24 protein-coding genes and 1 pseudogene are annotated in these 26,374 nt (G+C 67.9%); 19 read left to right on the top strand and 6 right to left on the bottom strand.

Going from position 1 to position 26,374, the window contains the following annotated elements; translation table 11 throughout:
- The first annotated feature begins 93 nt into the window (after positions 1-93).
- The 6 genes and pseudogenes from ACAH41_RS18495 to ACAH41_RS18470 all read left to right on the top strand — a co-directional run bounded on the left by ACAH41_RS18495 (position 94) and on the right by ACAH41_RS18470 (position 6,358).
- The gene (locus ACAH41_RS18495) at positions 94-1,383 is read left to right on the top strand and encodes a CoA transferase (protein WP_325648423.1); all 1,290 of its coding nucleotides are present in this window, start codon (positions 94-96) and stop codon (positions 1,381-1,383) included.
- Between the two features lie 72 nt (positions 1,384-1,455).
- Entirely contained in the window at positions 1,456-2,304 is an 849-nt protein-coding gene (locus tag ACAH41_RS18490; RefSeq protein ID WP_325648421.1) for a sugar phosphate isomerase/epimerase family protein, read from the top strand.
- 66 nt (positions 2,305-2,370) lie between these two features.
- Positions 2,371-3,804: an aldehyde dehydrogenase family protein gene (locus ACAH41_RS18485; RefSeq protein ID WP_325648419.1), complete on the top strand. Its 1,434-nt coding sequence runs from the start codon at positions 2,371-2,373 to the stop codon at positions 3,802-3,804.
- A gap of 97 nt (positions 3,805-3,901) precedes the next feature.
- Positions 3,902-4,645: an SDR family oxidoreductase gene (locus ACAH41_RS18480; RefSeq protein ID WP_325648417.1), complete on the top strand. Its 744-nt coding sequence runs from the start codon at positions 3,902-3,904 to the stop codon at positions 4,643-4,645.
- 6 nt (positions 4,646-4,651) lie between these two features.
- Positions 4,652-5,506 (top strand): annotated as a pseudogene (locus ACAH41_RS18475) (SMP-30/gluconolactonase/LRE family protein).
- A 111-nt stretch (positions 5,507-5,617) separates the two neighbouring features.
- Complete coding sequence (locus ACAH41_RS18470) at positions 5,618-6,358, top strand: IclR family transcriptional regulator (RefSeq protein ID WP_325648413.1); 741 nt, start codon at positions 5,618-5,620, stop codon at positions 6,356-6,358.
- Between the two features lie 19 nt (positions 6,359-6,377).
- Here ACAH41_RS18470 and ACAH41_RS18465 read toward each other — a convergent pair whose 3' ends face one another.
- Positions 6,378-7,151: an SDR family oxidoreductase gene (locus ACAH41_RS18465; protein ID WP_141286352.1), complete on the bottom strand. Its 774-nt coding sequence runs from the start codon at positions 7,149-7,151 to the stop codon at positions 6,378-6,380.
- Positions 7,152-7,270: 119 nt separating this feature from the next.
- On the opposite strand from ACAH41_RS18465, the gene ACAH41_RS18460 reads away from it, so the two are divergent.
- Positions 7,271-8,110: an SDR family NAD(P)-dependent oxidoreductase gene (locus ACAH41_RS18460; protein ID WP_325648410.1), complete on the top strand. Its 840-nt coding sequence runs from the start codon at positions 7,271-7,273 to the stop codon at positions 8,108-8,110.
- Between the two features lie 75 nt (positions 8,111-8,185).
- On the opposite strand, the gene ACAH41_RS18455 is transcribed toward ACAH41_RS18460, so the two are convergent.
- The 4 genes from ACAH41_RS18455 to ACAH41_RS18440 all read right to left on the bottom strand — a co-directional run bounded on the left by ACAH41_RS18455 (position 8,186) and on the right by ACAH41_RS18440 (position 13,306).
- Positions 8,186-9,919, bottom strand: coding sequence for an FAD-dependent oxidoreductase (locus ACAH41_RS18455; protein ID WP_325648408.1), 1,734 nt, complete (start codon positions 9,917-9,919; stop codon positions 8,186-8,188).
- 132 nt (positions 9,920-10,051) lie between these two features.
- Positions 10,052-11,251 carry an arabinose transporter gene (locus ACAH41_RS18450; protein ID WP_325648406.1) on the bottom strand — a complete coding sequence of 400 codons (1,200 nt, stop codon included), beginning with the start codon at positions 11,249-11,251 and terminating at the stop codon, positions 10,052-10,054.
- Complete coding sequence (locus ACAH41_RS18445; protein ID WP_325648404.1) at positions 11,236-12,306, bottom strand: zinc-binding dehydrogenase; 1,071 nt, start codon at positions 12,304-12,306, stop codon at positions 11,236-11,238. Before ACAH41_RS18445 ends, ACAH41_RS18450 begins: the two co-directional genes overlap by 16 nt.
- Before the next feature lie 31 nt (positions 12,307-12,337).
- Positions 12,338-13,306, bottom strand: a complete 969-nt coding sequence (locus ACAH41_RS18440; RefSeq protein WP_325648402.1) for a tripartite tricarboxylate transporter substrate binding protein — start codon at positions 13,304-13,306, stop codon at positions 12,338-12,340.
- Positions 13,307-13,522: 216 nt separating this feature from the next.
- On the opposite strand from ACAH41_RS18440, the gene ACAH41_RS18435 reads away from it, so the two are divergent.
- Positions 13,523-14,695 (top strand): MFS transporter, encoded by a 1,173-nt coding sequence (locus ACAH41_RS18435; protein ID WP_325648400.1) that lies wholly within the window; start codon positions 13,523-13,525, stop codon positions 14,693-14,695.
- 213 nt (positions 14,696-14,908) lie between these two features.
- Positions 14,909-15,052 (top strand): hypothetical protein, encoded by a 144-nt coding sequence (locus ACAH41_RS18430; RefSeq protein ID WP_325648398.1) that lies wholly within the window; start codon positions 14,909-14,911, stop codon positions 15,050-15,052.
- Positions 15,053-15,085: 33 nt separating this feature from the next.
- On the opposite strand, the gene ACAH41_RS18425 is transcribed toward ACAH41_RS18430, so the two are convergent.
- The gene (locus tag ACAH41_RS18425; protein ID WP_325648395.1) at positions 15,086-15,637 is read right to left on the bottom strand and encodes a DUF2889 domain-containing protein; all 552 of its coding nucleotides are present in this window, start codon (positions 15,635-15,637) and stop codon (positions 15,086-15,088) included.
- A gap of 264 nt (positions 15,638-15,901) precedes the next feature.
- On the opposite strand from ACAH41_RS18425, the gene ACAH41_RS18420 reads away from it, so the two are divergent.
- From ACAH41_RS18420 to ACAH41_RS18375, 10 genes are all read left to right on the top strand, one after another.
- Positions 15,902-17,680 carry a thiamine pyrophosphate-binding protein gene (locus ACAH41_RS18420; RefSeq protein WP_325648393.1) on the top strand — a complete coding sequence of 593 codons (1,779 nt, stop codon included), beginning with the start codon at positions 15,902-15,904 and terminating at the stop codon, positions 17,678-17,680.
- A complete protein-coding gene (locus ACAH41_RS18415; RefSeq protein WP_231011412.1) occupies positions 17,677-18,186 on the top strand; it encodes a Zn-ribbon domain-containing OB-fold protein in 510 nt (169 codons plus the stop codon). The genes ACAH41_RS18420 and ACAH41_RS18415 overlap by 4 nt, the downstream gene beginning before the upstream one ends.
- Positions 18,183-19,349 carry a thiolase family protein gene (locus ACAH41_RS18410; protein ID WP_141286496.1) on the top strand — a complete coding sequence of 389 codons (1,167 nt, stop codon included), beginning with the start codon at positions 18,183-18,185 and terminating at the stop codon, positions 19,347-19,349. The genes ACAH41_RS18415 and ACAH41_RS18410 overlap by 4 nt, the downstream gene beginning before the upstream one ends.
- A 10-nt stretch (positions 19,350-19,359) precedes the next feature.
- The gene (locus ACAH41_RS18405; RefSeq protein ID WP_141286498.1) at positions 19,360-19,830 is read left to right on the top strand and encodes a MaoC/PaaZ C-terminal domain-containing protein; all 471 of its coding nucleotides are present in this window, start codon (positions 19,360-19,362) and stop codon (positions 19,828-19,830) included.
- 26 nt (positions 19,831-19,856) lie between these two features.
- Complete coding sequence (locus ACAH41_RS18400; RefSeq protein WP_141286500.1) at positions 19,857-21,074, top strand: acyl-CoA dehydrogenase family protein; 1,218 nt, start codon at positions 19,857-19,859, stop codon at positions 21,072-21,074.
- A 10-nt stretch (positions 21,075-21,084) separates the two neighbouring features.
- Positions 21,085-21,891 carry an enoyl-CoA hydratase/isomerase family protein gene (locus tag ACAH41_RS18395; protein ID WP_141286502.1) on the top strand — a complete coding sequence of 269 codons (807 nt, stop codon included), beginning with the start codon at positions 21,085-21,087 and terminating at the stop codon, positions 21,889-21,891.
- A gap of 70 nt (positions 21,892-21,961) precedes the next feature.
- Positions 21,962-23,398 (top strand): aldehyde dehydrogenase family protein, encoded by a 1,437-nt coding sequence (locus ACAH41_RS18390; RefSeq protein WP_141286504.1) that lies wholly within the window; start codon positions 21,962-21,964, stop codon positions 23,396-23,398.
- 43 nt (positions 23,399-23,441) lie between these two features.
- Positions 23,442-24,191, top strand: a complete 750-nt coding sequence (locus tag ACAH41_RS18385; protein ID WP_141286506.1) for an electron transfer flavoprotein subunit beta/FixA family protein — start codon at positions 23,442-23,444, stop codon at positions 24,189-24,191.
- Between the two features lies 1 nt (position 24,192).
- Positions 24,193-25,122, top strand: a complete 930-nt coding sequence (locus ACAH41_RS18380) for an electron transfer flavoprotein subunit alpha/FixB family protein (protein WP_231011415.1) — start codon at positions 24,193-24,195, stop codon at positions 25,120-25,122.
- A 58-nt stretch (positions 25,123-25,180) separates the two neighbouring features.
- Complete coding sequence (locus tag ACAH41_RS18375) at positions 25,181-26,344, top strand: iron-containing alcohol dehydrogenase family protein (protein WP_325648392.1); 1,164 nt, start codon at positions 25,181-25,183, stop codon at positions 26,342-26,344.
- The last annotated feature ends 30 nt before the right edge of the window (positions 26,345-26,374 follow it).

Below are 26,374 nucleotides of genomic sequence, written 5' to 3'. Positions count from 1 at the left end.
TAGTTCAACTTACCGGACCCGCCAATAAATGCGACTCGACTCGACTGGGTGCGCTCTTGAGAATGGAGCTGTCGAAATTGAACGGGCGGAACCATGTCGAACAGCAACAGCAGTGCGGAGCCATTGCCGCTCGAGGGCGTCAAGGTGGTCGAGCTGGCCCATCTGATTGCCGGCCCTTACTGCTGTCAGATGCTCGCTGACGAAGGTGCCACGGTCATCAAGGTCGAGCCTCCCAGCGGCGACCTGACGCGGCACCGTCTGCCCGCGCGCCGCACCGAGACCGGCGACGTCACGGCGTACTACGCTTCGCTCAATCGGGGCAAACAGAGTCTGGTGCTCGACCTGAAGAACGAGCACGGCAAAGAGCTGATGCTGAGCCTGCTCGAAACCGCGGACGTGTTCGTCACCAACATGCGTGCGGCAGCGCTGGCGCGCCTTGGCCTGCATCCCAAGAGCCTGCACGAGCGATTTCCACGACTGGTCATCGCCTGCATCTCGGGCTTCGGGCTGGACAATTCAGGCGATTACGCTGACCGTGCCGGACTGGCGATCGTGGCAGAGGCCATGTCCGGTGCCACCGGCCTCACCCGAGATCATTCCGGCAATCCGGTCTGGTGCGGTTTCGCGTTGGGAGACATCACTGCATCGGTGTCGGCTCACGCGGCCGTCATCCTCGCGCTGCGCAACCAGGAGCGTTTCGGCGTCGGCAAGTTGATCGACCTCGGCCTGGTCGAGTGCATGCTGCCGATGGTCTCGGTCGCCATGGGGCGCGCTCAGGTCGACGACGAAGTCGCGTCAAGCTTTACCGGCTCGAACAACTTCCATGGCATTCCCTATGGCGCGTTCCCGGCGTCGGATGGCGCCGTCAGCCTTGGCGTCAACCGCGATGACTTCTGGGCGCGCTTTTGCGTGGCCATGGGCCGCCCGGAGCTCGGCACCGATCCGCGTTATGCGACCTATGTGGAGCGCGCGAAGCGCCAGCGCGAGGTGCATGCCTTTGCCGAAGAATTCACCCGTGCGCACACCCGCGCCGAGATCACCGCCAAGCTGGTAGAGGCCGACGTGCCAGTGGCCTCCATCCTGGGCATGAAGGAAGTGATCCTGAACGACTATCTTCGCGAGCGAGGCTCGCTCTGGGAGGTCGACGATGGCCATGGCGGCACCTTCACCCTGCCTGCCAATACAGCTTGGCTCGAGAAGCCGCGCAAGGCACTGCGGGTGCCGCGCCTGGGCGAACATCGCGACAGTGTGCTGAAGGAACATCTGGGCCTCAGTGCGTCTGACATCGCCCAGCTGGATGGGGCCGGCGCCTTCGGCGTGGCACGGGATAGATCCAAGCCTTCCAGCGAGGCCAAGAGCGACGTCGTAACCTCCCGCGACTGAGCCGCTCCGCGAGCTCCGCGCTGCGCCACCTCCACGGTTTCGGCGCGAGTCCTCTTGCTTTCACTTCATCCCATGTCATCGACACTTCGCCCGGCCGCCTTTGCGGTCAATACTTACTCCTACACGCTGGGGTCGAGCGTTCGTGACTGTCTCGAACGCCTGGCGCGGCGTGGCTTCAGGGCCTTCGAGCTGATGATGTACCCGGGCCATCTCTGGCCGGCCCACGCCGATGCTGCCGCCCGCCGCGAGCTGCGCGCCTTCGTCGAGACCAATGGCCTGCGCATCACCACGCTGAACATGCCGAACATCGATCTCAACGTCGCTGCGGCCACCGAAGAGATGCGGAGGTCGACCCTGGCCGTTCTGCAGTCAGTGGTGGTGCTCGCGGGCGACCTGGGGGCGGAAGGGGTGGTCATCGGCCCAGGCAAGGCGAACCCGCTGCTGGCCATGCCGCGTGACGCGCTGGTCGGTCATTTTCACCAGGCGCTGGCGCAGCTGGTTCCCCTGGCTGCCGACCTCGGGACCGCCGTCCACGTCGAGAACATGCCATTCGCCTTCCTGCCGCACATGGCCGGTCTGCTCGAAGCCGTCGACCAGTTCGCCGACGACCGGGTTGGCATCGTCTACGACCTCGCCAACGGCCATTTCGTCGGCGAGGATCTCTGCGAGGCGCTTCGGCTCTGCGCCCGGCGCCTGCGGGTGGTCCACCTGTCCGATACCGGCCGAAGCGTCTACCGTCACGATGCGGTCGGGCTGGGCACTGTCGACTTCCGCCCTGTGCCGGCCACGCTCGAGGCGATTGGCTTCCACTGCCCGCCGGTACTGGAGATCATCGACCCGGAGCCCGATGCCGCCATCGAGCGCAGTGTGCTGGCGCTTCAGGGCATGGGCTGGGCCCCTGCAGTTGCCGCGGCGCGATGACGCCGCATTCATCGACCGACCGCGGTCTCGCCAAACAGATCTGAATCCACCGTTGCGGAGAATGCAGTGAAACATTACGACAAGTGCTTTATCGACGGCCAATGGGTGGAGCCGCGCTCTGCGCGGACCTTCGAACTCATCAATCCGGCCAGCGAAGAAGTCTTCGCCACCGTGGCATTGGCCAGTGCGCAGGACGTGGACCTGGCGGTCGTCGCCGCGCGGCGCGCCTTCTGGGACTTCAGCCAGACCACCCGCGACGAGCGCATCGCGCTGCTGGAGCGCATCGTGGCGCGGTTCACCGAACGCGAAGCGGACGTGGCCGCGGCCATCACCCGCGAACTGGGCGCGCCGGTGTGCCTGAAGCAGCGCACCGGTGCCGCGATAGACGCCTTCCGTCAGGCCATCAAGACCTTGCGGGCCTACGAGTTCGAGACGAGGCTGGGCGACAACATCGTGCGCCGCGAGTCTATCGGCGTGTGCGGCCTGATCACGGCGTGGAACTGGCCGGCGCAACTGCTGGCCACCAAGGTGTCGGCGGCGCTTGCAGCCGGCTGCACGGTGATCGTAAAGCCGAGCGAGTTCACGCCGGTCACGGCCATCCTGATGACGGAGATCCTGCACGAGGCGGGCGTGCCGAAGGGGGTGGTCAATCTGGTGATCGGAGACGGCCCCACCGTGGGCCAGGCCATCTGCAAGCACCCCGACATCGACTTCGTCTCGTTCACCGGTTCGACGCGCGCGGGCATCCTGGTGGCCGAAGCCGCGGCGGGCACGGTCAAGCGCGTTTCGCAGGAGCTTGGCGGCAAGTCGGCCAACATCATCCTGCCCGATGCCGATCTGGCGGCCGCGGTGCGCTGGAACGTCACGCGGGCCTTTACCAACAGCGGCCAGTCCTGCCATGCGCCCACCCGCATCCTGGTCCAGGAGGCGCAGGTCGACGAGGTTGTGCGCCTGCTGGCGGACGAAGTGGTGAAGGTCCGTGTGGGCGACCCACAGGACCCCGCCACGCTCGTCGGGCCGGTGGTGAACCGGGCGCAGTTCGAGCGGGTGCAGCACTACATCCAGGTTGGCATCGATGAGGGCGCGCGGCTGGTCAGCGGCGGTCTGGGCCGGCCCGAGGGCCTCCTGCACGGCTACTACGTCCGGCCAACCGTCTTTGCCGACGTGACGTCGCAGATGACCATCGCCCAGGAGGAGATCTTCGGCCCGGTGCTCGCCGTGATGTCCTACCGGGACGAGGCCGATGCCATCGCCATCGCCAACGGCACCGAGTACGGACTCGGCGGCTACATCTTCACGCGCGACTCGGCGCGCGGCAAGGACATCGGTGCGCGCATGCGCGCCGGGCGCATTTTCCTGAACGGCGCACCCAGCAACACCGAAGCCCCGATGGGCGGCTACAAGCGCTCCGGCAACGGGCGCGAGATGGGCGTCTTCGGCCTGGAGGAGTACCTTGAGGTCAAGGCCATGATCGGCTTCGCGCCGTCGCTCGGCGCCTGACAGCGGGGCGCCTGCATGTGCGCGAGCAGGCCCCACCCGGCGCTGCCGAGCGTCCCGACATCAACACACAATTCATCAACAACCGGAGTAGACAAGCATGCCGCAACTGGACGGAAAGAAAGTTCTGATCACCGGTGCCCTCGGCACCATTGGCCGCGCGATGGTCACGCGCTATGCCCAGGAGGGCGCCAGCGTGATCGCGCTCGACCGGCCCGGCGCCCCCAATCCACAGGGCATCCTGGACGAGGCGGCGCCGAACGTGCGCTTCTTCGGCTGTGACCTGAACCAGCTTGCCGCCACCGAAAGCGCGGTGAGCCAGCTCGCCAACGAAGTGGGCGGCATCGACATCCTGGTGAACAACGCCGCGCTGGTCATCATGAAGCCCTTCGAGCAGTTCAGCATCGAGGAGTACGAAGACCAGGTGCGCATCAACTCGTCGGCCGTCTTCGTGTTGGCCCGGGCCTGCTGCAAGACGATGAAGGAGCGCAAGCAGGGCAAGATCATCAACGTGACCTCCTTGACGCTCACCGGCCGATGGGAAGGGTACGTGCCCTACATCGCCTCGAAAGGCGCGATGTTCGGCTTGGTCAAGGGCCTGGCGCGCGAGCTCGGTGCGCACGGCATCACGGTGAACGGCATCTCGCCGGGCGCCGTGCTGTCGGAAGCGGAGTTCCGTGATCGGGCCGATACGCGCGAGCAGTACCACAACTGGATCCTGGAGAACCAGAGCCTGAAGCGCCGCATCGAGGCGGTCGACATCGCCAACCTGTCCGTGTTCCTCTCGTCCTCGCAGGCGGACCTGATCACCGGCCAGAACATCCAGATCGACGGCGGCTGGTAGTCCGTCATGGCCGACCATCGCCCGGAGCTTTTCGCCGAAGACTTCATCTTTCTCGAGGCGCCGCACTGGCAGGACGGCCGGCTCTGGGTGTCGGACGTCTTCGACCATTCGGTCTATGCACTGGACGTGCAGGGTGGACGCCGCAAGGTCTGCCACGTGCCGCACCGCCCGTCGGGGCTCGGCTTCCTGCCGGATGGCACGCCCATCGTCGTGTCATCGAAGAACCGCAAGCTGATGCGGATCGACGGCGAGACGCTGGTCGAACATGCCGACCTGTCGAACCTTGCCACTGGCGACGTGAACGATTTCGTCGTCGACCGTCACGGGCGGATCTATGTCGGCAACTTCGGCTATGACTACGACGCCGGCGAGCCGCGGGCGCTGACCGAACTGCACCGGATCGAGCGGGACGGCACCGTCAGCGTGGCTGCCAGCGGGCTCGAGTTCCCCAACGGCGCTGCCATCATCAACGATGGCACGACGCTGGTGGTGGCCTAGACCTGGGCGGGTCGATTGACCGCATTCGACATCGACGCCGACGGTCACCTCGGCCGCCGGCGGGTGTTCGCCGATCTCGGCGAGCGGCATCCCGACGGCCTCTGCGGCGATGCCGAAGGCGCCATCTGGGTGGGCTGCTTCAATACCGGTGAGTTCCTGCGGGTGCTCGAAGGCGGTGTCGTCACCGACACCATCGCCTTCGAAGGCCGCGGCGTGTCGTGCACGCTGGGCGGGGAGGGCGGCCGGCAACTCTTCTGCACCGTCTATCGCGGCTCCATCGAGGAGCTGGTCGCCGGCCGGCGCCACGGCGCAGTCTTCGCGCTGCCGGTGGCTGTGCCGGGGACGGACCCTGTCCGAGCATGATGCTGGCCTGCGCTCCGCCAACGCCCCCGGGACTGCTGAGCGGCATCCATGCCGGCTGGTGGAACCGGCTGAATACAATGCGGGCCAACATCCCAGAGAGGATCCCGCCCCATGATGCGCTCGGTAGAACGAACCCTCGCCGTGTTCGAAAGCTTCACCCCCGACCAGACTTCGCTGACGCTGCAGGAGATTGCGGACAGCATCGAACTTCCGAAGTCCACCGCCTTCCGTATCGTTGGCAGCCTTGAAGAGGCCGGCTACCTGGTGCGGCTGGAGGACCAGCGTTACTGCCTGTCGTTCCGCTTCACGCGGCTGGCCGGGCTGGTGCGCAACACTTTGGACATCCGCGCCATCGCGCGTCCCGCGATGCTGACCCTGGCCGAGCAGACCCAGGAGACGGTGGCGATCCACATGGCGGTGGACGGCAACCGTGTCTGCGTCGACTCGGTGGCAACTGCACCATCGCAACTGCGCAGCGTGATGCAGCCGGGCGAGCAGATCCCGCTGCTGCTCGGTTCGGCATCCAAGACGCTGCTGGCTTTCATGCCGGAAACCGCCTCGTCATCGACCCTCGCCGCAATCGCACGGGCCACCCAGCGCAAGTCCGCCGAGATCCGCGCGCAGCTCAGCGAGATCCGGGATCAGGGCTACGCGGTGTCGCACGGTGAGCGGCTGCTCGGCCTGTCGGCCATTTCGGCACCCGTGTGGGACGCCAACGGTGAGGCGCGTTACTGCATCACCGTCAACGGTCCGTCGGTGCGCATCCAGATGCACGAGAAAGCCTTCACCAAGCTGGTGAAAAAAGCCGCCGGCGACATCTCGCGCCGCTTCGGCGGGCCTGTCGCCAGCTGAGCGGGGCTTTGCGCGTCGGCTAGAACAGCGAGCCGATCATGCCGCCCTCCACCGCAATGGTGGACCCGGTGACAAAACCCGCCTGTGCGGAGGCCAGGAAGGCCACCACGCCTGCCAGTTCCTCTTGCGTGCCCATGCGGTGCAGCGGCGTCATCGAGACGCGGCGCTCCGCCTGGGCCGGCGTGTAGGCGGCCGAGCCGCTGCGGTGCGAGGTGTCGATCAGGGCGGGCGCCACGCAGTTCACCGTGATGCCCTTTGGCCCGAGCTCGTTGGCCAGGCCCTTCAGATAGGCCGTCACGCCGGCCCTGAAGACGGTGGACAGCGCATGCACGGCCATTGGCTGCTTGGCAGAGGCCGACGTGATCGCCAGGATGCGCCCCCATCCCTTGTCGAGCATCTGCGGCGCTACCGCATTGACCACCTGGACCACGCTCAGCAACTGGTTCTCGTAGGCCTCCTGCCAGCGCTCGGGCTCGGTCTCCTTGAGCGTGTCGCGCAGCGGGTTCGGTGGGCGGCCGGTGACGAGCACCATGATGTCGGCGCCCCCCAGCGATGCCAGCGTGCCTGAGAGGCGCGCCACGTCGTCGGCCACCAGCATGCTGCCCGCCACGACATGGGCTTTGACGCCGTAGTCGCCCTCGATCTCCTCGGCCACCGCCTGAAGCTTCTCGGCGGTGCGGGCGAACAGCAGCACGTTGGCGCCCTCCGCGGCCAGGGTGCGGGCGATGTTGCGACCCATGCCGCCACTGGAGGCGGTGACCAGGGCGAGCTTTCCGTCGATGCCGAGATTCATGGTAGGTCTGTCTCCGGGGGCGATGTTGCGGTTCCGTTCAGTGGAACTGTATGTGTGCAGTGGAACCGATGATAACATTCGAAGCTCTGTTAAGGACCAGCTTTCAAGGGGCTTCGGGCATGAGCACTTCCACGAATCAGGCGGCCGGTTGGACCGCAAGCAAGCGTCTCGACGGCAAGGTCGCCGTTGTCATCGGTGCGGGTCAGAGCCCGGGCGAGGGCTTGGGCAACGGGCGCGCGGCGGCCATCCGCTTCGCCCGCGAAGGCGCGCGTGTGCTGGCGGTGAACCGATCGATCGAATCCGCCGAAGAGACCGCCGCGATGATCCGCAGCGAAGGCGGCGATGCCATCGCCTTCAAGGCTGACATCCAGAAGGAGGCCGACATCGTCGCCGCCATCTCCGAGGCGCATCGGCGCTGGGGCTCGCTCGACGTTCTGCACAACAACGTCGGCGTGAGCCTCGGCGGTGGCGATGCGGACCTGATGGACATCACCGAAGAACAGTTCGACAACATCTACCGCAGCAACCTGCGCGGCACCGCGTTCACTTGCAAGCATGCGCTGGTGATCATGCGCCAGCAGCGTTCGGGCGCGATCGTCAATGTCTCCTCGGCTGCCGCGGTGGGCCTGTATCCGTATGCGGCCTACAAGGCCACCAAGGCAGGCGTCAATGCGCTCACCGAGCAGTTGGCACTGCAGAACGCCAAGTTCAACATTCGCGTCAATGCCATCCTGCCAGGCCTGATCGACACGCCCATGGCGGTCGAGACCCGCTCGCGCCGTTTCTCCAAGTCGCGTGACGAGATCAACGCCGAGCGCAACGCCAAGGTGCCGCTGCTGCGTCAGGGCACCGGATGGGACGTCGCCAACCTCGCGCTGTTCCTGGCGTCGGACGAAGCCAGCTTCATCACCGGCGAGTGCATCCTGGTCGACGGCGGCCGGATCCTCAACCGCACCTGATCGGCGGGTGGGCGCAGGCGGCCGCCTCGCGCCAGGCAATGCCCCGCCGGGCACGGCCGTCCGGATCCCGCCGCCTCAGGCCTTCTCGGCCGCCGCGGGGGCCACCGCTGGCGGGCGGGATGCAGGCGCCTCGGCGCCACAGGCGTTCCGCGCCGCAAGGTAGCCGAAGACGAGCGCAGGCCCCAGGGTGATGCCCGGCCCCGGATAGGCACCGTTCATCACCGACTGCATGTCGTTGCCGCAGGCATACAGGCCCTCGATGGCGCGACCCGCCTCGTCCAGCGCACGCCCTGACGGATCAGTCCGCACGCCGGCGGACATGCCGAGGTCCGCAGGGAACACGGCAACGGCGTGATACGGCGGCCGCTCCAGCGGCGCCACGCAAGGATTGGGTTGCTGGTCGGCATCGCCCAGGTGCCGCTGATAAATGGTGCTGCCGCGCCCGAAGGCGGTGTCGACACCGCGCGCCGCGCCGACATTGAAGGCCCGCACGGTCTCTGCCAATGATGCCGGCGGCACCCCGATCCGGGTGGCCAGCGCTTCCAGCGTCGGCGCCGTGTGCAGGTAGCCGCTGCGTTGCTCGGCACGGGCCGACAAGGCGAAGGGCCGGATCCGGCCGAGGCCGTATTTCCAGAGGAACCGGCTGTCGCAGATCAGCCAGGCGGGGATGGCGCTATCGGCACTGCGCAACTGCGCGCGCACGAACTCGTGGTACGAGACCGCCTCGTTGACAAAGCGGCAGCCGGTCTGGTTCACCGCGATCAGGCCGGGCTTGGCACGGTCTGTGACCGTGTGCGGAAACAGCGCCGTGCTGCCGTCCGAGCGCCGGAATCGGGACACCGGCACCCAGAAGGCCTGGGCGTCGTCGATCATCGAGGTGGCGGGCGTCAGCTGTGCGCCGGTGCCGGCGGCAAGCGCGGCGCCACTGTGGGCTGCGCCGCTTCGAACCGTCGCCGACAGCGTACCGGCCGACCCCGGCACATAGCGTGGGCGCAATGCCGAGTCGTGGGACAGTCCGCCCGTCGCGAGGATGATGCCGAGGCTGGCGCGAGACTCTCCGCGCTGGCCGTCGAATTCGGTGCGCACGCCCGCCACGCGGCCGTCGGCCTCGATCAGTCCGATCACCGAGGTGCGGGTGGCGATGTCGACGCCCAGGTCGAGCGCCGACTTGAACAGCCGCGCTGCCAGCGCGTTGCCGAGCACCAGTGAAGTGCCGCGGTGGGCTTGCAGGCGCTGCAGCATGAAGCGGGCGAGCAGCTTCAGCGCATGCCACTGCGCCTGCGGGGATCGGCCCACCCGACGCAGGACGGGCAGATCCTCGCGGCTCACCATCATGCCGCCAAACAACAGGAACTCGGGCAGCGGATCGCGAAGCCGTGCGAAGTCGGCGCCGAGCGCGCGGCCATCGAACGAAACCGGCTCCAGCACCCTGCCGCCGGCAGTGGCGCCCGGCAGGTCGGCGTAGTAGTCGGGATAGCGGCTGACCGGTTGCAGGCGCAACGAAGTGTGGGCCTCCAGGAAGCGGATGGCCTCGTCGCCTCGCGACAGGAAGGCCTGCATGCGAGGATCGTCCGATGAGCCTGGAACGGTCTGATCCAGGTACTCGCGCGTCGCAGCGGCGCTGTCCGGAAGTCCGGCCTGATGCATCTTGTGGTTGTCCGGGATCCACACCATGCCACCCGAGATGGCCGTCGTCCCGCCGATGCGGTCGCTGTGCTCGAGCAGCAGCACGCGCTTGCCCAGCGCAGCTGCAGTGCAGGCGGCCGAGAGCCCGGCGGCGCCGCTGCCTACGACGATGATGTCGTGCATGGCTTCCTTTGAATTGTGTCGTTGTGGTCTGCGCAGCGCAGGCGCCCGCAGGGTTGGTGCCGGCGGGGCCGGCAAGGCGTGGCATCGGGATGACCTGCGGCCACCTGCCGCGGGACCTGGCCGGTGCGCGGATCAGTCATGGGCCAGGCGCAGGGCAACCGCCGCAGCCAGCAGGACCACGGCGCCACTGGCGCCAAAGGCCGCTGCAAAACCCGCTTGGTCGGCCAGCAACCCCAGGGCCGGTCCCGCCAGGGCGAGGGCCAGATCCAGGCAGGCGGTGTAGCTGCCCAGCGCCAGCGCGCGGTGCCCGCTCGGTGCACCGCGCACGACCTCCAGCCCAAGGCCCGGAAACACCAGCGAATAGCCCAGACCGGTAAGGGCTGAGCCGAGGAGCGCTACCGTGGCCGAAGGCGCCAGGGCCAGCAAGGCCAGCCCGGCTGTTTCCACCAGCATGCCGCACGCGGCGACCCGCGCACCGCCGAAGCGGTCGGGCAGCTGCGATCCCACCAACCGCGCGGCCACGAAGGCGGCCGAGAACGCGGTGAACCCGGCCCAGCCCGGTGTCCAGCCGCGGCTGGCAAACAGCAGTGCGACAAAGGTCGTCACGGCGGCGAATCCGAGGCTGCTGAGTGCCAGGCCGAGCCCCGGCTTCCAGACCGCGCGCAGGACTGGCATGCCGCCGGACGGCCGGGCGGCGCCAGGCGGCCCAGCCCGTTGGGGCGCCTGGCGCAGCAAGGGCAGGGCCATGGCCGGCACCACCAGCGTTGCCAGGCCGATGGCCGAGAAACCAATCGTGTCATAGAGCAACACGCCGATCGGCGCTCCGATCGCGAAGGCCGTGTACATCGCGATGCCGATCCATGCGATCACCCGACCCGTTTGGCTGGCAGGGGCCGCAGCGATGCCCCACGCCAAGGCGCCGGTGATGACGAAACTCTCGGCCGCGCCGAGCAGGGCACGCCCCAGCAGCAGCACGCCCACGGCGACGCCGGGCGACGCATGGAACGGCAAGGACAGCAGGTACACCGCACCTGAGAGACAGCCCGCGAGCAGCCCCGCGCGCAGCGCTACCCGCGGCCCCCGCGTGTCGCAGAGGTGGCCGCACCACAGGCGCGAGGCGAGGGCCGCCGCAAACTGGCTGCCCACCACGGTCCCGACCACGAAGGAGCTCATGCCCAGCGTCTGGTGGACATGCACGGGCAGGACCGGCATGCCCAGGCCGGTCATGGCGAAGACCATGAACACCAGCGCCATCGGCGCCATGAGGATGCGCCGCAGCGGCGCGCCTGCCATGGCACCGGGCGGGGGCGAGGCGGTCAGAATTCGAAACACGCTTTGCCTGCGGTCTGGCTGTCGAACTGCCGATAGGCCTGTTCGGCCTGGGCAAGCTGCCAGCGATTGCTGAACTGCTGGTCAAGGTCAATCCCATGGTCGGCCACGAAGCGCACGCAGCGTGCCATGCCGACGTCCGAGAAGGTCCAGTGGCCGACGATGCTGCGCTGCCTCATCGTCAGGTCTGACCAGACGTTGAGCGTGACCTCTCCGCCGACGCCGACGAAGGCGATGCGGCCCCAGTTGGCAGTGCAGCGCACCGCGGCGAGCCGGGCGGCGGCGACACCCGAGCAGTCGATGGCCACCGTTGCGCCCCGGCCCGCGGTCCACTGCAGGATGGCTTCCACCGCATCCGCTTCGCGCGAGTTGACGGCCTGGGTGGCGCCGAGCTGGCGTGCCCGCTCGACTCGGTCACTGCAGACGTCGACCGCGAAGGTCCGCGCGCCCATGGCGCGGGCCAGCTGGATCGCCGACTGGCCGACCGGCCCCAAGCCGAAGACAGCGAGCGTGTCGCGCTCGCTGATCTCCATGCGCTCCAGCGCGCCGAAGGCCGTGCCGGTGCCGCACGAGATGGCTGCACCCGCCCGGTAGCCGATTTCGGCGGGCAGGTGGATCAGCGAGCGGGCCGGCACCCGCATGAACGGCGCATGGCCGCCGTGAGCCGTATGGCCGAACACGGTCGAGCCGCGCTCGCACATCTGGACCCAGCCGCTGCGGCAGGGATCGCAGTGGCGGCAACCATCGTAGTGATAGACCATCACGTGGTCGCCCGGGCGAAAGGCGCGCCGGTCGACATTGCGGCCGAGTTCGGCGATGACACCACAGGGTTCGTGACCCGCGATGACCGGGCTCTCGGGCGACAGCCCGTGTTCGGCCAGGAAGCCCGGGCTCTTGGCCGCCAGCGATGCGCCAGGAGCCCCGCGGTAGTGGTGCAAGTCGCTGCCGCAGAAACCGGAGGCCTTCATCTCGACCACCACGTCGTCGTCCCCGGGAACGGGGTCGTCGAATGACTGCAGCGCGAGCTTGCGATGACCCTTGAAAACGACGCCGAGCATCGATGATCTCCTTGATGGGCGACGCAGCCTGTCAGTCCAGGGCCAGCTTCAGGTCCTTCAGGATGTCCTTGAAGACCATGGAGTCCTTGCGGGCCATGTCCTGCAGCTCGGCAGGTGTCTGGATCAGCATCTCGAAACCCACGCTGCCCATGTAGGTCCGCAATTCGGGATCCTGCAGCACCCGACCGACGTCCGCATTGATCTTGTTCACGATGGGCTGCGGCGTGCCGCGAGGGGCGTACATCGACACCCAGGTCTGCAACTGATAGTGCGCAGGGCCTTGCGACTCAGCCACGGTCGGTACATCGGGAAAGATGGCGCTGCGCTGGGGCGCTGTGATGGCCAGGTATTTGATCTTCCGCGCCTTGAGCATCGGCTGCGTGGTCGAAGCCGTGCCCACGGCCCAGCTGATGTCGCCGTTGCTGATGGCCATGTAGATCTGCGGCGTTTCCTTGTAGGGAATGTGGGTCATCTTCACGCCGGCGGCCTGCTCCAGCATGGCGCCGCCCAGGTGGATGTTGCCGCCCACGCCGGACGAGCCATAGCTCAGGCCTCCGGGCGCAGCCTTCGCCGCCTGGATCAGGTCGCCCACGGTGTTCCACTTGGAGTCCGCGGCGACTGTGACGAAATACCAGGTGCGGTACAGGGTCGCCACCGGTTCGACGTCCTTGATCGGGTCGTATGGCAGCTTCTTCCACAGGTGGGGCGCAACGGCGATCAGTGGTGCATCGACCTGTACCAGCGTGTAGCCATCGGCTGGCGCGCGCTTGGCCGCCTCCATTGCCAGCCAGCCGTTGGCGCCGGGCCGGTTCTCGATGACCACCTGCTGACCCCACACGCGCGCCAGCCTTTCGCCGACCATCCGCATGATGGTGTCTGGCCCGGTGCCTGCAGGAAAGGGCAGCAGCACCTTGACCGGCCTGTCGGGGAAGGTCTGGCCATGCACACCGACGGCCACAGTGCACGCGAGTGCGGCCGCCACGAAAGATTGCTTGTGCATGGTTGTCTCTCTTGTGGATGTCGATCGCCCGCACCTGGCATGCCAGTGGCACCCTCAAGGCGACGTCGGTCGAGTGTGCCGCCGGGATCGCCGACGTTCCAGTTGCTTTTTCTAGCCGAAGGGGCTGGTCCAACTTTCCATGAAGCCTGGGACAATCGGACAGGTGAAACTCGCAATGTCCTTGTTCGCCGCCCAACGGGCTCCATGGCTCACCAGGTGAGCCCGCCGTTCGCCCGCGAGTCGCTCGCGCGCGAGATCGTCCGTCTCGTCGGCGGTCAGGGTGGCGTGCATGCCTGCATGTCGGGCCTGCGCATGGCGGTGCCGCTGATGGCACTGCAGCTCGGCCACGGCGCAGCGGCCGTGGGCTTGCTGCTGGCCTTGTTCGGCGCGGCCCAGCTCGCCATCTCGATCCCGGCGGGCCGGATGGCGGATCGGCATGGGCTGAAGAGGCCGATGCACATCAGCATGGTCGCCGCCTTCGCCGGGGCCGCGGTGGCAGCAGCCTGGCCGACCTACCCGGGACTGTGCGCAACGGCTCTGTTGGAAGGCGGTGCCGTTGCGCTCGCGGTGATTGCCCTGCAGCGCCACGCGGGGCAGATCGCGCACGGCGCGGACGAGATGAGGCGGGTGTTCTCCTGGCTCTCTTTCACGCCGGCGGCAGCGAACTTCCTCGGCCCCTTCGCGGCGGGCTTGGTGATCGACGCGCTAGGCTACCGGGCCGCGTTCCTCCTGCTGGGCGTGGGGCCCGTGGTGAGCTGGGCCTTCCTGCGCGGTGCCACGGCTTTGCCGGCATCCGCCGGGCCGTCCCGGTCCGGCGCCGGTGGCGAGGGCCTGTGGCGCGATCCGGCCGTGCGCAGCGTGCTGCTGATGAACGGCTTCGTGTCGGCCACCTGGGACATCCATGGCGTCATGGTGCCGCTGCTCGGACATGCGCGCGGGCTGAATGCTTCGGCGATCGGCAGCATTCTCGCCTCGTTCGCCATCGCGGCGGCGGCCGTGCGCCTGCTGGTGCCCTGGCTCGGCCGGCACTTTCGGGAGTGGGTGCTCATGGCGAGCGCGCTCACCGCGGCCTGCGTGCTGCTGGCGGTGTATCCCTTGATGCGCACCGCGCTGGCGATGGGCGCCTGCTCCATGTTGATGGGCCTGACGATCGGCGGCGTGCAACCCATGGTCATGAGCCTGCTGCACCAGATCACACCGCCGCACCGGCACGGACAGGTGATCGCACTGCGCATGATGATGATCAATGCCTCCAGCATCTCGATGCCGCTCATGGCCGGTGCGGCCGGGGGCATCGTCGGGGCGGCCGGCGTCTTCTGGGTCATGGCTGCGTCGCTGCTGGTCGGCGTACGGGTCGCGTTCGACCTGCGCCGCATGCCGCCGCCTTGATGCGTCAGCGTCGCTCATCCGAGGACCCAGAATAAGCGACCGGACCGGCCCGAGGGGCGTACAGATGCTGCCTGGCATCTCCAGTCAGGACGGCGCCTGGAGCCGCAGTACCGATCATGCCCCCCAATTCAATGCCGCCGCCTGGTGTGTCTCGGCCTCGCGCTGTGTTCGCCCGGTTTCGCGGCGCCAGCGTCCTTCCCCAGCAAGCCGAGCTTGTCCTTCTTCTTCGATGCCTACATCAGCAGCGGCGGCCAGATCGCCGCCGGCAAGATGAAGGCATTGGCCGTGACCTCGCCGGAGCGGCTGCAGGTGCTGCCGAACGTGCCCACCTTCAAGAAGCGGCTCCCGAAGGAGTAGGGCAGCGTCGAGCGCTGTCGCCGGCACGCGCGTTCAGGGTGCGTCGGTGGCGGCCTGGCCCGCCTGCTCGGGCCAGAGGATCTTCGCCACGGCGCGCTCGCGGCCATATGCGTAGCAGCTGTCCATCTTCCACGGCGCTGCGAGCGCCCGTTCCGGATCCGCGCCGCGGATGCCCTGCAGCGCCGTCGTGCCCAGCGTCACCAGCATCTCCATCAAATGGGTGCAACCGGCGGCGCCGCGCAGCCGCTCCTTGACCTTGGCCGACCAGCCGCGGGCCACCTTCTCGCCGATCAGGACTTTGAGCGTTCCTTCTGCTTCCCGGCACAGACGCCACGGCGTGGCATCGGACGACGCCTCGATGTCGCGCACGACGAACTCGCTGTCCAGCGTGATGCGCACCCAGAGGTCGTGCAGCGGATCGCCCGCAGGCACCGGCTCCGGCGAGCTGGCGCGCAGGAAGGGAAAGGGCTTGCGGTCGACGAGCCGTGCCTCGACGTCGAACAGGCCGTCGTCGCGTGCGAAGGCGCGCATGTCGATGGCGCGGTGATGCACTTCACGGCGCGGGGCAGGCAGGGTCAGTGGCATTACAGGCTCGACTGGAGGGGGACAGGCGCACGGGGCCGTTGCCGTGCATTGTTGCGCCCGCCGCGGCGCCGGTCGAGTCGACTTTCTTTTGCTTGACGGTAAGCGCTGCTGACCCGAGAGCGCCGCTGGTAAGCCAGACCGGCTCCACGAATAAGAAGAAGTGAATGGACACGCCCAACCCCGCTCGGCACAGTCCATCGTCCTCGGAAGGCATCCGCCAATCGAGCCGACGCACAACACAGAACAGCGAAAGCAGGCATGGTCATGAAAGGCAGCGAAGTCATCGCGCAGTACTTGGTGCAGCAGAAGGTGCCCTACGTGTTCGGCATCTGCGGCCACGGCAACGTGGGCATGCTCGACGCCCTCTACGACGTGCGCGACAAGGTGAACCTGGTGTCGCCGCGCCACGAGCAGTGCGCGGGCCACATGGCGGACGCCTACTTCCGTGTCAGGCACCAGCCGGTGGCCACGCTGACCTCGACCGGGCCGGGTTCGGCCAACATGGTGATGTCACTGGCGACGGCGCTTTCGGACTCGTCAGCCTTCCTGGCCATCACCTCGAACGTGCCGACATCGCAGATGAACCGGGCGCCGTTCCAGGAGCTCTACAAGCACAACCAGGCCGACTTCCCGTCTGTGCTGCGGCCGGTGGTCAAGCGCAGTTTCCAGCCCTCGCGGGTGGACATGCTGCCGCTGGCCCTGCGGCAGGCCTTCGACACCATGGTGAGCGGCCGACCCGGTCCGGTGAACCTGGACGTGCCCTACAACCTCTACCAGGAAGAGGCTGACGTCGAGGTGCCGCCGCCTTCTCAGGTGATGGGTGCGCAGCGGCCGGCCGCCTCCGCCGAGGACTTGGGGAAGGTGGTCGAACTGCTCAAGGCGGCCCGCCAGCCCGTGTTCTTCATCGGCCATGGGGTCACGCTGTCCGAGGCCGGACCGGCGCTCACAGCGCTGTCCCGTCGGCTCGGCGTGCCGGTGATCACCTCGCCGAACGGCATGGGCTGCGTGCCGGCCGACGATGTGCAGACCCTGGGCTTCATCGGCCGCAACGGGGCCTACCCGGCCAACCAGGCGGGCCGGCATGCCGACCTGATCATCACCGTCGGCACCCGCTTCGACGACCGCTCGTCGTCGAGCTGGCAGCCGGGCTATTCGTGGAACTTCCCGAAGACCCGGCTGGTGCATGTCGACATCGATCCGCAGGAGCTCGGCCGTAACTACCCGCCCACCGTGGGCATCGTGGCCGACTGCAAGGTGTTCTGCGAGCAGCTGCTGGCGGCCATCGACGAAGCCTCGCTGTTCGACGCCGGCACCTATGCCGGCTGGCGTGAGCAGGTCGCCGGCTGGCATGCGGAATGGGAGCGCTTCGTTCGGCCCAACTTCTCGGCCATCACCACGCCGATCCGGCCGGAGTACGTCGTCGACACCTTGCAGAAGGTGCTGCCTGACGACGTGATCCTTTCGCTCGACTCGGGCGTGCATCACAACTGGTTCATGCAGTTCTGGAAGCCGCGCCGGCCGCAGAGCATGCTCAACAGCTGGGGCTACTCCTCAATGGGCTTCGGCGTCTGCGGTGTGCTGGGTGCCCAGCTCGCGGCCCCCGACCGGCCCTGCGTGGCCGTGGTCGGCGATGGCGGCTTCACCATGACGCCTTACGTCGTTTGCACCGCGGTGGAATACGAACTGCCCTGCGTCTGGATCGTTTGGAACAACTTCGCCTGGGGCGCCATCCGCGACATCCAGCACGGCATGTTCGGCGGCCGCGAACACGGCACCGCCTTCTACAAGGGCAAGCAGGGCCCGGGCGGCGAACGCTACAACCCCGACTTCGCCGCCTGGGCGCGTGCCTGCGGTGCCGACGGCATGACGGTTACCCGCAGCGAGGACCTGGGCGACGCGGTTGCCGCGGCGCTGCGGAACCGCCGCCCTTGCGTCATCGACGTGCACATCGACGGTGACGTCCGTCCGCCTTCGACCGGCACCTGGCAACTGCCGCCGACGCCGTTCAAGGAACCGGCCTTCGGCAAGCCGTGGGTGGCATGAGCGCAGACGAGCATTCCAAGGTCGGATCCCTGAGTGCGCCACAGGCCCTGACGCCGTCGAACACCATGTCCACGTCCATCCCCTTGCCCGTTCCCGAGCCTAACGCCGACTCGCGCGCCTACTGGGCCGCAGCCCGCGAAGGCCGGTTGACGGTGCGGCAATGCCTCGCCTGCGGCGAGCGCCATTTCATGCCCCGCGGCCAGTGCCCGGTATGCTGGTCGGACGCGCTTGAGTGGATCGATTGCAGCGGCTTCGGCACGGTCTACAGCCTGAGCATCGTGCACCGCGCGCCGACCCCGGATTTCGCGGCCATCACGCCCTACGTGACAGCGCTCGTCGCTCTGGAAGAGGGGCCGCGCATGTACGCCAACATCGTCGGCCCCGGAGCGCTGGAGAGCGTGATCGGCGACCGGGTGCGGGTGGTGTTCGAACGCCGGGGCGAAGCCGGGATGCAGATCCCGCAGTTCACCCGGGTGGCCGGCCAGTCCGGCGGGAGCGCGGCATGAGCTTGCGCAACAAGGTCGCCATCGTCGGCGTCGGCGAGTCCGACATCGGCAAGGTGCCGCACCTGTCGGGCCTGGGCCTGAATGCGCAGGCCTGCAAACGCGCACTGAACGACGCCGGTCTTCGCCCGTCCGACATCGACGGCCTGCTGACCGCCTACTCGTTCACCGAGCACTACACCATGCTCGGCGCCTCGTTGTGCGAATACATGGGTCTGCGCCCGCGCATGTGCGCCTCCATGGTGGCGGGTGGGGCGAGCCCCGGTATCATGCTGCGCCACGCTGCGCAGGCCATTGCCGCCGGCACCGCAGAGACGGTGCTGGTGTGCGCCGGCGAGAACCGGGCTACCGGCCTCGGGCGCGAGGCGGCGATCGCCGTGCTCGCCAACGTGGGCCATCCGCAGTTCGAGAAGCCCTATGGCGCGTCCATCCCGAGCTTCTACGGCATGGTCGCCCAGCGCCACATGCACGCGCACGGCACCACGCGCGAGCAGCTCGCCAGCGTCGCGGTCAACACCCGCGCGCATGCGCTGCTGCATCCGCATGCGCAGATGAAGACGGCGCTCACGATCGACGAAGTGCTGGCCTCCAAGCCGATCGCCGACCCGCTGCGCATGCTCGACTGCTGCATCATCTCCGACGCCGCCGGCGCCTTCGTGGTGACCTCGGCCGAACGGGCGCGAGACCTGCCGCACAAGCCGGCCTACCTGCTCGGCATCGGCGAGATGCACACCCATGAGCACGTGATGTGCGCGCCCGATCTCAACCACTTCGGCGCACAGGAGTCGGGCCGCAGCGCCTACCGCATGGCCGGTCTCGGCCCCGGCGACATGGACCTGGCGCAGCTTTACGACTGCTTCACCATCGTGCCGATCATCGAGCTGGAGGAGCTCGGATTCTGCGGGCCTGGCGAGGGCGGTGCGTTCTTTGCAGAGGGCCATGCCCGCGTCGGCGGCAAGCTGCCCGTCAACACCAACGGCGGCATGCTTTCGCATGCCCATGCCGGTGCCGCAGGCGCGATCCTCGGCATCGTGGAGGTGGTCCGGCAACTGCGCGGCGGCCTCGGCGCGCGCCAGGTCGATGGCGCCACTGCGGCGCTGGTGCACAACGAGGGCGGGATCCTGTCGTCGCATTGCACGATGGTCCTCGCCAATGACAGATCTTGAGAGAACGACCATGAGCACACCCGAGCATCCCCGCGGCCGCTACTTCGAGGACTTCGCCGTGGGCGAGGAGATCGTGACACCGGCCCGCACCATCACCAGCACAGACATCGTCAACTTCGCCTGCATCTCGGGCGACTTCAACGAGATCCACACCAACTTCGAGTACTGCAAGCGCACGCCCTTCGGCGAGCCCATCGCCCATGGCCCGCTGGTCTATGCGGTGGCCGGCGGCCTGTGGCATGCCGCCGGCGTCAACGACGGAACCATCCTGGCCTTGCTCGGCGTCGACGAGTGGCGCCTGGTGAGCCCCGTCAAGCACGGTGACACCGTCCACTTGGTGGCGCGGGTCGCCGAGAAGAAGGAGACCAGCAAGCCCGACCGCGGCGTGGTGGCCTTCGACCGCCGCATCGTCAAGCAGGACGGCACGGTGGTGCAGACGATGAAGACGACGTTGATGTACCGACGCCGCCCACGGGACTGAGTTCCCGACGAACCCAAGGACAAACAATGAATTTCACGATGCCTCCCGAAATCGAAGCCGTGCGCGACATGGTCGCCCGCTTCATGGCCAACGAAGTCGTCCCGGTGATGGAGGATTTCGAGAAGCGCGGCGAGTTTCCGCGTGAGCTGGTTGCGCGGGCCGGCGCGGCCGGCCTGTACGGCGCCGTCTTCCCTGAATCGGTCGGCGGCAGCGACATGGGCTACATGGCCGCCGCGGTGATCATCGAGGAAATGTCGCGCCAGGAAGTGCGGTTCACCTCGTGCAACAACCAGCAGGGCGGTACCTGCCCGACCTGCATCTACATGGCGGGCACGCCGGAGCAGGTCGAGAAGTACGTGCCCAACCTGCTGGCCGGCAAGACCATCGGCATGATGTCGCTGTCCGAGTCGGGCAGCGGCTCGGACGCCGCCGGCGCGATGAAAACCTTCGCCCGGCGCGACGGCGACGTCTACCGCATCAAGGGCGAGAAGATGTGGGCCTCGATCGCCAACGAGACCGACGTCGGCATCCTGATCGCGAAGACCGACCGCGATGCGGGTGCCAAGGGTGCCACCGCATTCATCGTCGAGCCGAAGAAGTACCCCGGCTTCACCGCCAAGCCGGTCGACCTGCTGGGCATGTCCAAGGCCTTCCGCACCAACATCGTCTTTCTCGACGACTTCGTGGTGCCTGTGGAGAACCGGCTGGGTGCCGAGGGCGACGGCTTCAAGATCGTCATGCGGGCCTTGCAGCCCGGGCGGCTCAACGTGGCGGCCAAGTGCCTCGGCCTGGCCCAGGCATGCTTCGAGGAGGCGGTGCGATACGCCAACGAGCGCACGGTGCGCCAGCAGCCCATCGGCCGCTTCCAGATGATCCAGGATTCGATCGCCGAGATGGCGACGGCGATCGAGGCCAGCCGCGGCTTGGTCTATCGCGCCGCCTTCAGCATGGACAACGACATGCCGTCCAACCGTATCGCGTCGATTGCCAAGTACCACGCCTCGCAGACCGCCAAGATGTGCGCCGACAAGGCCCAGCAGATCTTCGGCGGCTACGGCCTGGCGCGCGAGTACCGTGTGTCCTGGATGCGGGTCTACGCCGACATGCTCTACAACGGCGAAGGCTCGGCCAACATCCAGAAAATCATCATTGCCGAGGACGCGCTGGGCTACAAGCCGGCCGACCGGCACCACGGCAAGACCAACCTGCGCGATGTCCGCCAGACGGACATCGCCAAGCAGTGAGGCTCGAATCATGAGCCACACGCTGGAATCGGGCCTGGTTCTCGACGACATCGGCGTCTCGATGGACGGCCATGTCGCGATCGTCGAGCTGCAACGCCCGCCGAACAATTTCGTCGATGTCGACCTGCTTGGCAATCTGGCCACCGCGCTGGAGGCCCTGGACCGCGATCCACAGTGCCGCAGCGTGGTGCTGGCGGCGGCGGGCAAGCACTTCTGCGCCGGCGGCAACTTGAAGCAGCGGCTGGAGACCGAGGCCCGCGGCGAGAAGTTCGTGCCCGCCAAGCGCCATCCGTACAAGGAGGCGCGTCGCCTGATGGCGACGCGCAAGCCCATCGTCGCCGCGGTGCACGGTGCCGCGATTGGCGCCGGGCTCGGCCTTGCGGTCTTCCCGGACTTCCGCGTCACCTGCAAGGAAGCCCGCTTCTCCGCCAACTTCACCGCCATCGGGTTCTTTCCGGGGTTCGGGCTGACGGTCACGCTGCCCCGGCTCGTCGGTCACCAGCAGGCGCGCTGGCTGATGCTGACCGGCAAGCGCATCACCGGCGAGGAGGCACATGCCATCGGCCTGGCCGACCGCCTGGTGCCGCAGGACGAGGTCCGGCCGGTCGCCATCGAGATGGCCCGGGAACTGGCCAAGGCGGCGCCGCTCTCGGTCCAGGCGACCCGCGAGGCGCTGAACGCCGAGCTGCTCCTGGCTTTCCGCGCCGCCACCGAGCGGGAGTCATTCGAACAGAACTGGCTGCGCGAGACCCAGGACTACAAGGAAGGCGTGGAGGCTTCGGCCGCCCGCCGGGATGCGAATTTCACCGGCACCTGAGCCGTCTTTGGCTTATGAACTGCCACAGGCGTCCCGCACGCCGGGCGCACATTTACCCAGGATGATGACCATGCATGACCGATCGTCGAAGCTCTCCGACGTCCGCCTGTTGATCGACGGCCAGTGGCAGGACGGCACCGAGTTCGTCGAGGTGCTGGACAAGTACTCGCTGGCACCTTGTGCCCGCATGCACGTTGCCTCGCAGCAGCAGGTGCAGCAGGCCGCGGCCGCCGCGCAGGCCGCATTCGAGCGGTCCGAGCTCAATGCCCATGACCGCGGCGCCATTCTCGACCGCGCGGCCGACCTGATCGAGCGCGACAGCGCACGTTTCGTCGATGTCATCCAGACCGAGGCGGGATTTCCGCTGGCCGATGCGCAGGGCGAGTTGCGGCGCTGCGTCCAAACCTTCCGGCTCTCGGCCGAGGAAGCCCGACGCCTGACCGGCGAGATGGTTCCGCTCGAGGGCGCGCCACAGGCGGCCGGCCGCTTCGGCTTCACCATCCCGGTGCCGCTCGGCGTGGTCTGCGCCATCACGCCCTTCAATGCGCCGGTCAACACGGTGGCCCACAAGGTTGCCCCGGCGCTGGCGGCCGGCAATGCCGTGATCGTCAAGCCTTCGAGCAGCACGCCTCGCAGCGCCGTCATGATCGCCGCCGCCTTGATCGAAGCGGGCCTGCCCAAGGGCATGGTGTCGGTGTTGCACGGCGGCGCGCAAGTGGCGCACTGGCTGATCGACGAGCCCGTCATCCGCTTCTTCGCTTTCACCGGCAGCACCGAGGTGGGGCGCGACATCCAGCGCCGTGCAGGGCTGCGTCGCACCCAGATGGAACTCGGCAGCATCGCGTTCACCGTGCTGTGCGCGGATGCCAACCTCGATGCGGCGATCCCGAAGATCGTCGGCGCTGCGTACCGCAAGGCAGGCCAGGTTTGCACGTCGATCCAGACCCTGCTGGTCGCTCGCAGCCGCATGGCGGAGGTGGAGGAGAGACTGAAGACGGCGGTACAGGCGCTCGCCAGCGGTGATCCGCGCGATCCTGCCACTCAGGTGGGACCGGTCATCAGCCTGGCCGCCGCCGAGCGGATAGACCGATGGATCCAGCATGCCGTGGGCCAGGGAGCGCGATTGATCGCCGGCGGCCCGCGCCAGGGCGCGGTGGTGCCGCCGACGCTGCTGGCGGATGTTGCGCGGGACTGCGAGGTCAGCTGCCAGGAGGTCTTCGGTCCCGTCATGAGCCTGGAGTCCTTCGACCACATCGACGAGGCCATCGTGCGGGTCAACTCGACGCCGTTCGGCCTGGCCACCGGCGTGTTCACCAACCGGCTGGACGACGCGATGAAGGCGGTGCGCCGGCTCCAGGTGGGCGGCGTGCACATCAACGAAACCTCGAGCTCGCGGGTCGACCTGATGCCTTATGGCGGCAGCAAGGACTCGGGCTTCGGTCGTGAGGGCCCGAAGTATGCGGTCCACGAAATGTGCGAGATGCGCATGGTGAGCTGGACGGTTTGAAGCTGCTGGTAACAGCGAACATGGCGAAACGGAGAGGCAGTCGATGAAGGTGTTGGTGGCTATCAAGCGGGTGGTGGACTACAACGTGAAGGTCCGGGTGAAGTCCGACGGCAGCGGCATGGATGTCGCGAACGTGAAGATGTCGATGAACCCCTTCGACGAGATCGCCGTCGAGGCCGCGGTACGCCTCAAGGAGGCGGGCTCGGCCAGCGAGGTGGTCGTGGTGTCGTGCGGCACGGCAGCCAGCCAGGATGTGCTGCGCACGGCCATGGCCATCGGCGCAGACCGTGGCCTGCTGGTCGAGACGGCAGAAGAACTGCAGCCACTGGCCGTGGCCAAGCTGCTCAAGGCGATCGTCGACCGCGAGCAGCCCGGCCTGGTGATCCTCGGCAAGCAGGCCATCGACGACGACTGCAACCAGACCGGCCAGATGCTCGCCGCGCTGGCCGGCATGCCGCAGGGAACCTTTGCCTCCAAGGTCGAAGTGAGCGACAACGCGCTGCTGGTCACCCGCGAGGTCGACGGCGGCTTTGAGACCTTGCGGCTGCGACTGCCCGCGGTGGTCACCACCGACCTGCGCCTGAACGAGCCGCGCTACGTCACCCTGCCCAACATCATGAAGGCCAAGAAAAAGCCGCTGCAGGTGCTCACGGCGGCCGAACTCGGCGTCGACGTGGCGCCGCGCATCCGAACGCTGAACGTGTCCGAGCCGCCGCGGCGCGGTGCGGGCGTCAAGGTGCCCGACGTGGCTGCGCTGGTGGCCAAGCTCAAGAACGAAGCGAAGGTGGTCTGAGATGAAGGTGCTGGTGATCGCCGAACACGAGCGGGGCAGCCTCAAGGGCGCCACCCTCAACACCGTCACCGCGGCCGGCCGCATCGGTGCCGAGGTCCATGTGCTCGTCGCCGGCAGCGATGTCGATGGTGTCGCGCAGGCCGCGGCGCGGCTGCAGGGCGTGAGCCGGGTGCTGCAGGCCGACGGTCCCAGCCTGGCCGCGCAACTGGCAGAGAACATCGCCGCGCAGGTGCTGCAGTTGGCGGGTGGCTACAGCCACCTGCTGTTCTCGGCGACGGCTTGCGGCAAGAACATCGCGCCGCGGGTGGCGGCGTTGCTCGATGTGGCGCAGATCAGCGACGCCATCGGCATCGTTGCGCCGGACACGTTCGAGCGGCCCATCTATGCGGGCAATGCGGTCGCCACCGTGCAGAGCCGCGACGCGGTGAAGGTGGTCACCGTGCGCGGCACCGCCTTCGACCCGGCGCCCGAGGGCGGCAGCGCGGCGATCGAGCGGATCGATGCCGTGGCCGACAGCGGCCTCAGCGCCTTCGTCGAGGCGCAGCTCGTCAAGCTGGACCGGCCCGAGCTGACGGCGGCCCGCATCATCGTCTCCGGCGGCCGTGCGCTCGGCAGCAGCGAGCAGTTCGCCGAGGTGCTGACGCCACTCGCCGACAAGCTGGGCGCCGCCCTGGGTGCGAGCCGCGCGGCGGTCGACGCGGGCTATGCGCCGAACGACTGGCAGGTAGGCCAAACCGGCAAGATCGTGGCCCCCCAGCTGTATGTCGCCTGCGGCATCAGCGGCGCGATCCAGCACTTGGCTGGCATGAAGGATGCCAAAGTCATCGTGGCGATCAACAAGGATGCGGAGGCGCCGATCTTCGGCGTCGCGGACTACGGCCTGGTCGCCGACCTGTTCGTCGCCGTTCCCGAGCTGACCGATGCGCTGTGACACGGCGGGCGCCGCGAGCGCCAGCCGTGAGCGAACGGCCTGAACCGAGGCGCATGCCATGACCCTTTCGTACCAGCACGTCTCCGCCGAACTGCGGCTGTTCCACGGCAGCGAGAGCCTGCTGGCGCTGCGGCGGGAACTCGAACGCGCCGGCTCCCGTCGTGCGGTGATCATCTGCGGCCGGACCATTGCGCGCAGCACCGAGCTGCAGATGCTTCGCGAGACACTGGGGTCGCTCGTGGCCGGCGTCTGCCCATCGGCCAGGGAGCACAGCCCCGTGGCAGGTATCGAGGAAGCGGCAAGCCTCTTCGAGCAACTCGGCGCCGATGCCATCGTCGCGGTGGGCGGTGGCTCCGCGGCGGTGACCGCGCGTGCCGCGGCCATCCTGAACGGCGAGCGGCGGCCACTGGCGGAACTCTGCACCCGCCGCATGGCCGACGGCCGGTTCGAGAGCCCGCGCCTGAATGCGCAGAAGCTGCCGCTGTTCGTGGTGCCCACCACGCCCAGCACCGCCTTCGTCAAGGCCGGCACCGCGGTGCACGATGCCCAGGGCAAGCGGCTCGCGCTGTTCGACCCCAAGACGCGGGCACGGGCGGTCTTCGTCCATCCCGGCTTCCTGCAGACGGCGCCAGACGCACTCGTGCAGAGTGCGGCGCTGAACGCCCTGGCAAATGCCGTGGAAGCGCTTGAATCGCCGCAGTGCGATCCGGTCTCCGAGGCCCTGTTGATGCAGGCGCTGCGGCTGGTGCAACGGGGCCTGACGGCCTTCGATGGCCTGCACGCCAGCGAAGCACGGGAAACGCTGGTGGTGGCCGCGCTGCTCTGCGGCCGCGGCACCGAGCAGGGTGGCACCGGCCTGGCCTCGGTGCTTGCGCATGCCATCGGCCAGCGTTCGCATGTGGCGAACGGCGTCGTCAATGCGATCGTGCTGCCGCACACCATGCGCTTCAACGCACCGGTCACTGCGCAGCGCTCGCCGTCCATCCGGCAGGCGCTGGCCGAGCTTGATGCCGAGCCGTCGGCCGACACTTCGGCGATCGGCCGCGTCCAGGTGCTGCTCGCGCGTGTCGACCTGCCGCGTCGCCTGCGGGACATCGGCGTGCTGCACGACGACCTGGCACCGCTTGCCGAAGCCGCCATGGCCGACTGGTTCGTGAGCCGCAATGCACGGCCGGTGAAGGACGTGCAGACGCTGCTCGAAGTGCTCGAAGCGGCTTGGTGACTGTGTTTGCTGCAGCGTGCCGCGGTGAGT

Origin of the sequence: Ideonella sp. (assembly GCF_041287625.1) — a bacterium.
Lineage (GTDB): Bacteria > Pseudomonadota > Gammaproteobacteria > Burkholderiales > Burkholderiaceae_C > Ideonella.
This window is presented reverse-complemented; position numbering and strand designations above follow the sequence as displayed.

Excerpts from the sequence above, each read along its gene's own strand:
- ACAH41_RS18385 (WP_141286506.1), top strand. The coding sequence starts at position 23,442 with ATGAAGGTGTTGGTGGCTATCAAGCGGGTGGTGGACTACAACGTGAAG.
- ACAH41_RS18445 (WP_325648404.1), bottom strand. The coding sequence starts at position 12,306 with ATGCTCGGCGTCGTTTTCAAGGGTCATCGCAAGCTCGCGCTGCAGTCA.
- ACAH41_RS18410 (WP_141286496.1), top strand. The coding sequence starts at position 18,183 with ATGAGCTTGCGCAACAAGGTCGCCATCGTCGGCGTCGGCGAGTCCGAC.
- ACAH41_RS18490 (WP_325648421.1), top strand. The coding sequence starts at position 1,456 with ATGTCATCGACACTTCGCCCGGCCGCCTTTGCGGTCAATACTTACTCC.
- ACAH41_RS18460 (WP_325648410.1), top strand. The coding sequence starts at position 7,271 with ATGAGCACTTCCACGAATCAGGCGGCCGGTTGGACCGCAAGCAAGCGT.
- ACAH41_RS18455 (WP_325648408.1), bottom strand. The coding sequence starts at position 9,919 with ATGCACGACATCATCGTCGTAGGCAGCGGCGCCGCCGGGCTCTCGGCC.
- ACAH41_RS18425 (WP_325648395.1), bottom strand. The coding sequence starts at position 15,637 with ATGCCACTGACCCTGCCTGCCCCGCGCCGTGAAGTGCATCACCGCGCC.
- ACAH41_RS18405 (WP_141286498.1), top strand. The coding sequence starts at position 19,360 with ATGAGCACACCCGAGCATCCCCGCGGCCGCTACTTCGAGGACTTCGCC.
- ACAH41_RS18480 (WP_325648417.1), top strand. The coding sequence starts at position 3,902 with ATGCCGCAACTGGACGGAAAGAAAGTTCTGATCACCGGTGCCCTCGGC.
- ACAH41_RS18380 (WP_231011415.1), top strand. The coding sequence starts at position 24,193 with ATGAAGGTGCTGGTGATCGCCGAACACGAGCGGGGCAGCCTCAAGGGC.
- ACAH41_RS18415 (WP_231011412.1), top strand. The coding sequence starts at position 17,677 with ATGAGCGCAGACGAGCATTCCAAGGTCGGATCCCTGAGTGCGCCACAG.
- ACAH41_RS18420 (WP_325648393.1), top strand. The coding sequence starts at position 15,902 with ATGAAAGGCAGCGAAGTCATCGCGCAGTACTTGGTGCAGCAGAAGGTG.
- ACAH41_RS18390 (WP_141286504.1), top strand. The coding sequence starts at position 21,962 with ATGCATGACCGATCGTCGAAGCTCTCCGACGTCCGCCTGTTGATCGAC.
- ACAH41_RS18495 (WP_325648423.1), top strand. The coding sequence starts at position 94 with ATGTCGAACAGCAACAGCAGTGCGGAGCCATTGCCGCTCGAGGGCGTC.
- ACAH41_RS18375 (WP_325648392.1), top strand. The coding sequence starts at position 25,181 with ATGACCCTTTCGTACCAGCACGTCTCCGCCGAACTGCGGCTGTTCCAC.
- ACAH41_RS18400 (WP_141286500.1), top strand. The coding sequence starts at position 19,857 with ATGAATTTCACGATGCCTCCCGAAATCGAAGCCGTGCGCGACATGGTC.
- ACAH41_RS18465 (WP_141286352.1), bottom strand. The coding sequence starts at position 7,151 with ATGAATCTCGGCATCGACGGAAAGCTCGCCCTGGTCACCGCCTCCAGT.
- ACAH41_RS18470 (WP_325648413.1), top strand. The coding sequence starts at position 5,618 with ATGATGCGCTCGGTAGAACGAACCCTCGCCGTGTTCGAAAGCTTCACC.
- ACAH41_RS18395 (WP_141286502.1), top strand. The coding sequence starts at position 21,085 with ATGAGCCACACGCTGGAATCGGGCCTGGTTCTCGACGACATCGGCGTC.
- ACAH41_RS18440 (WP_325648402.1), bottom strand. The coding sequence starts at position 13,306 with ATGCACAAGCAATCTTTCGTGGCGGCCGCACTCGCGTGCACTGTGGCC.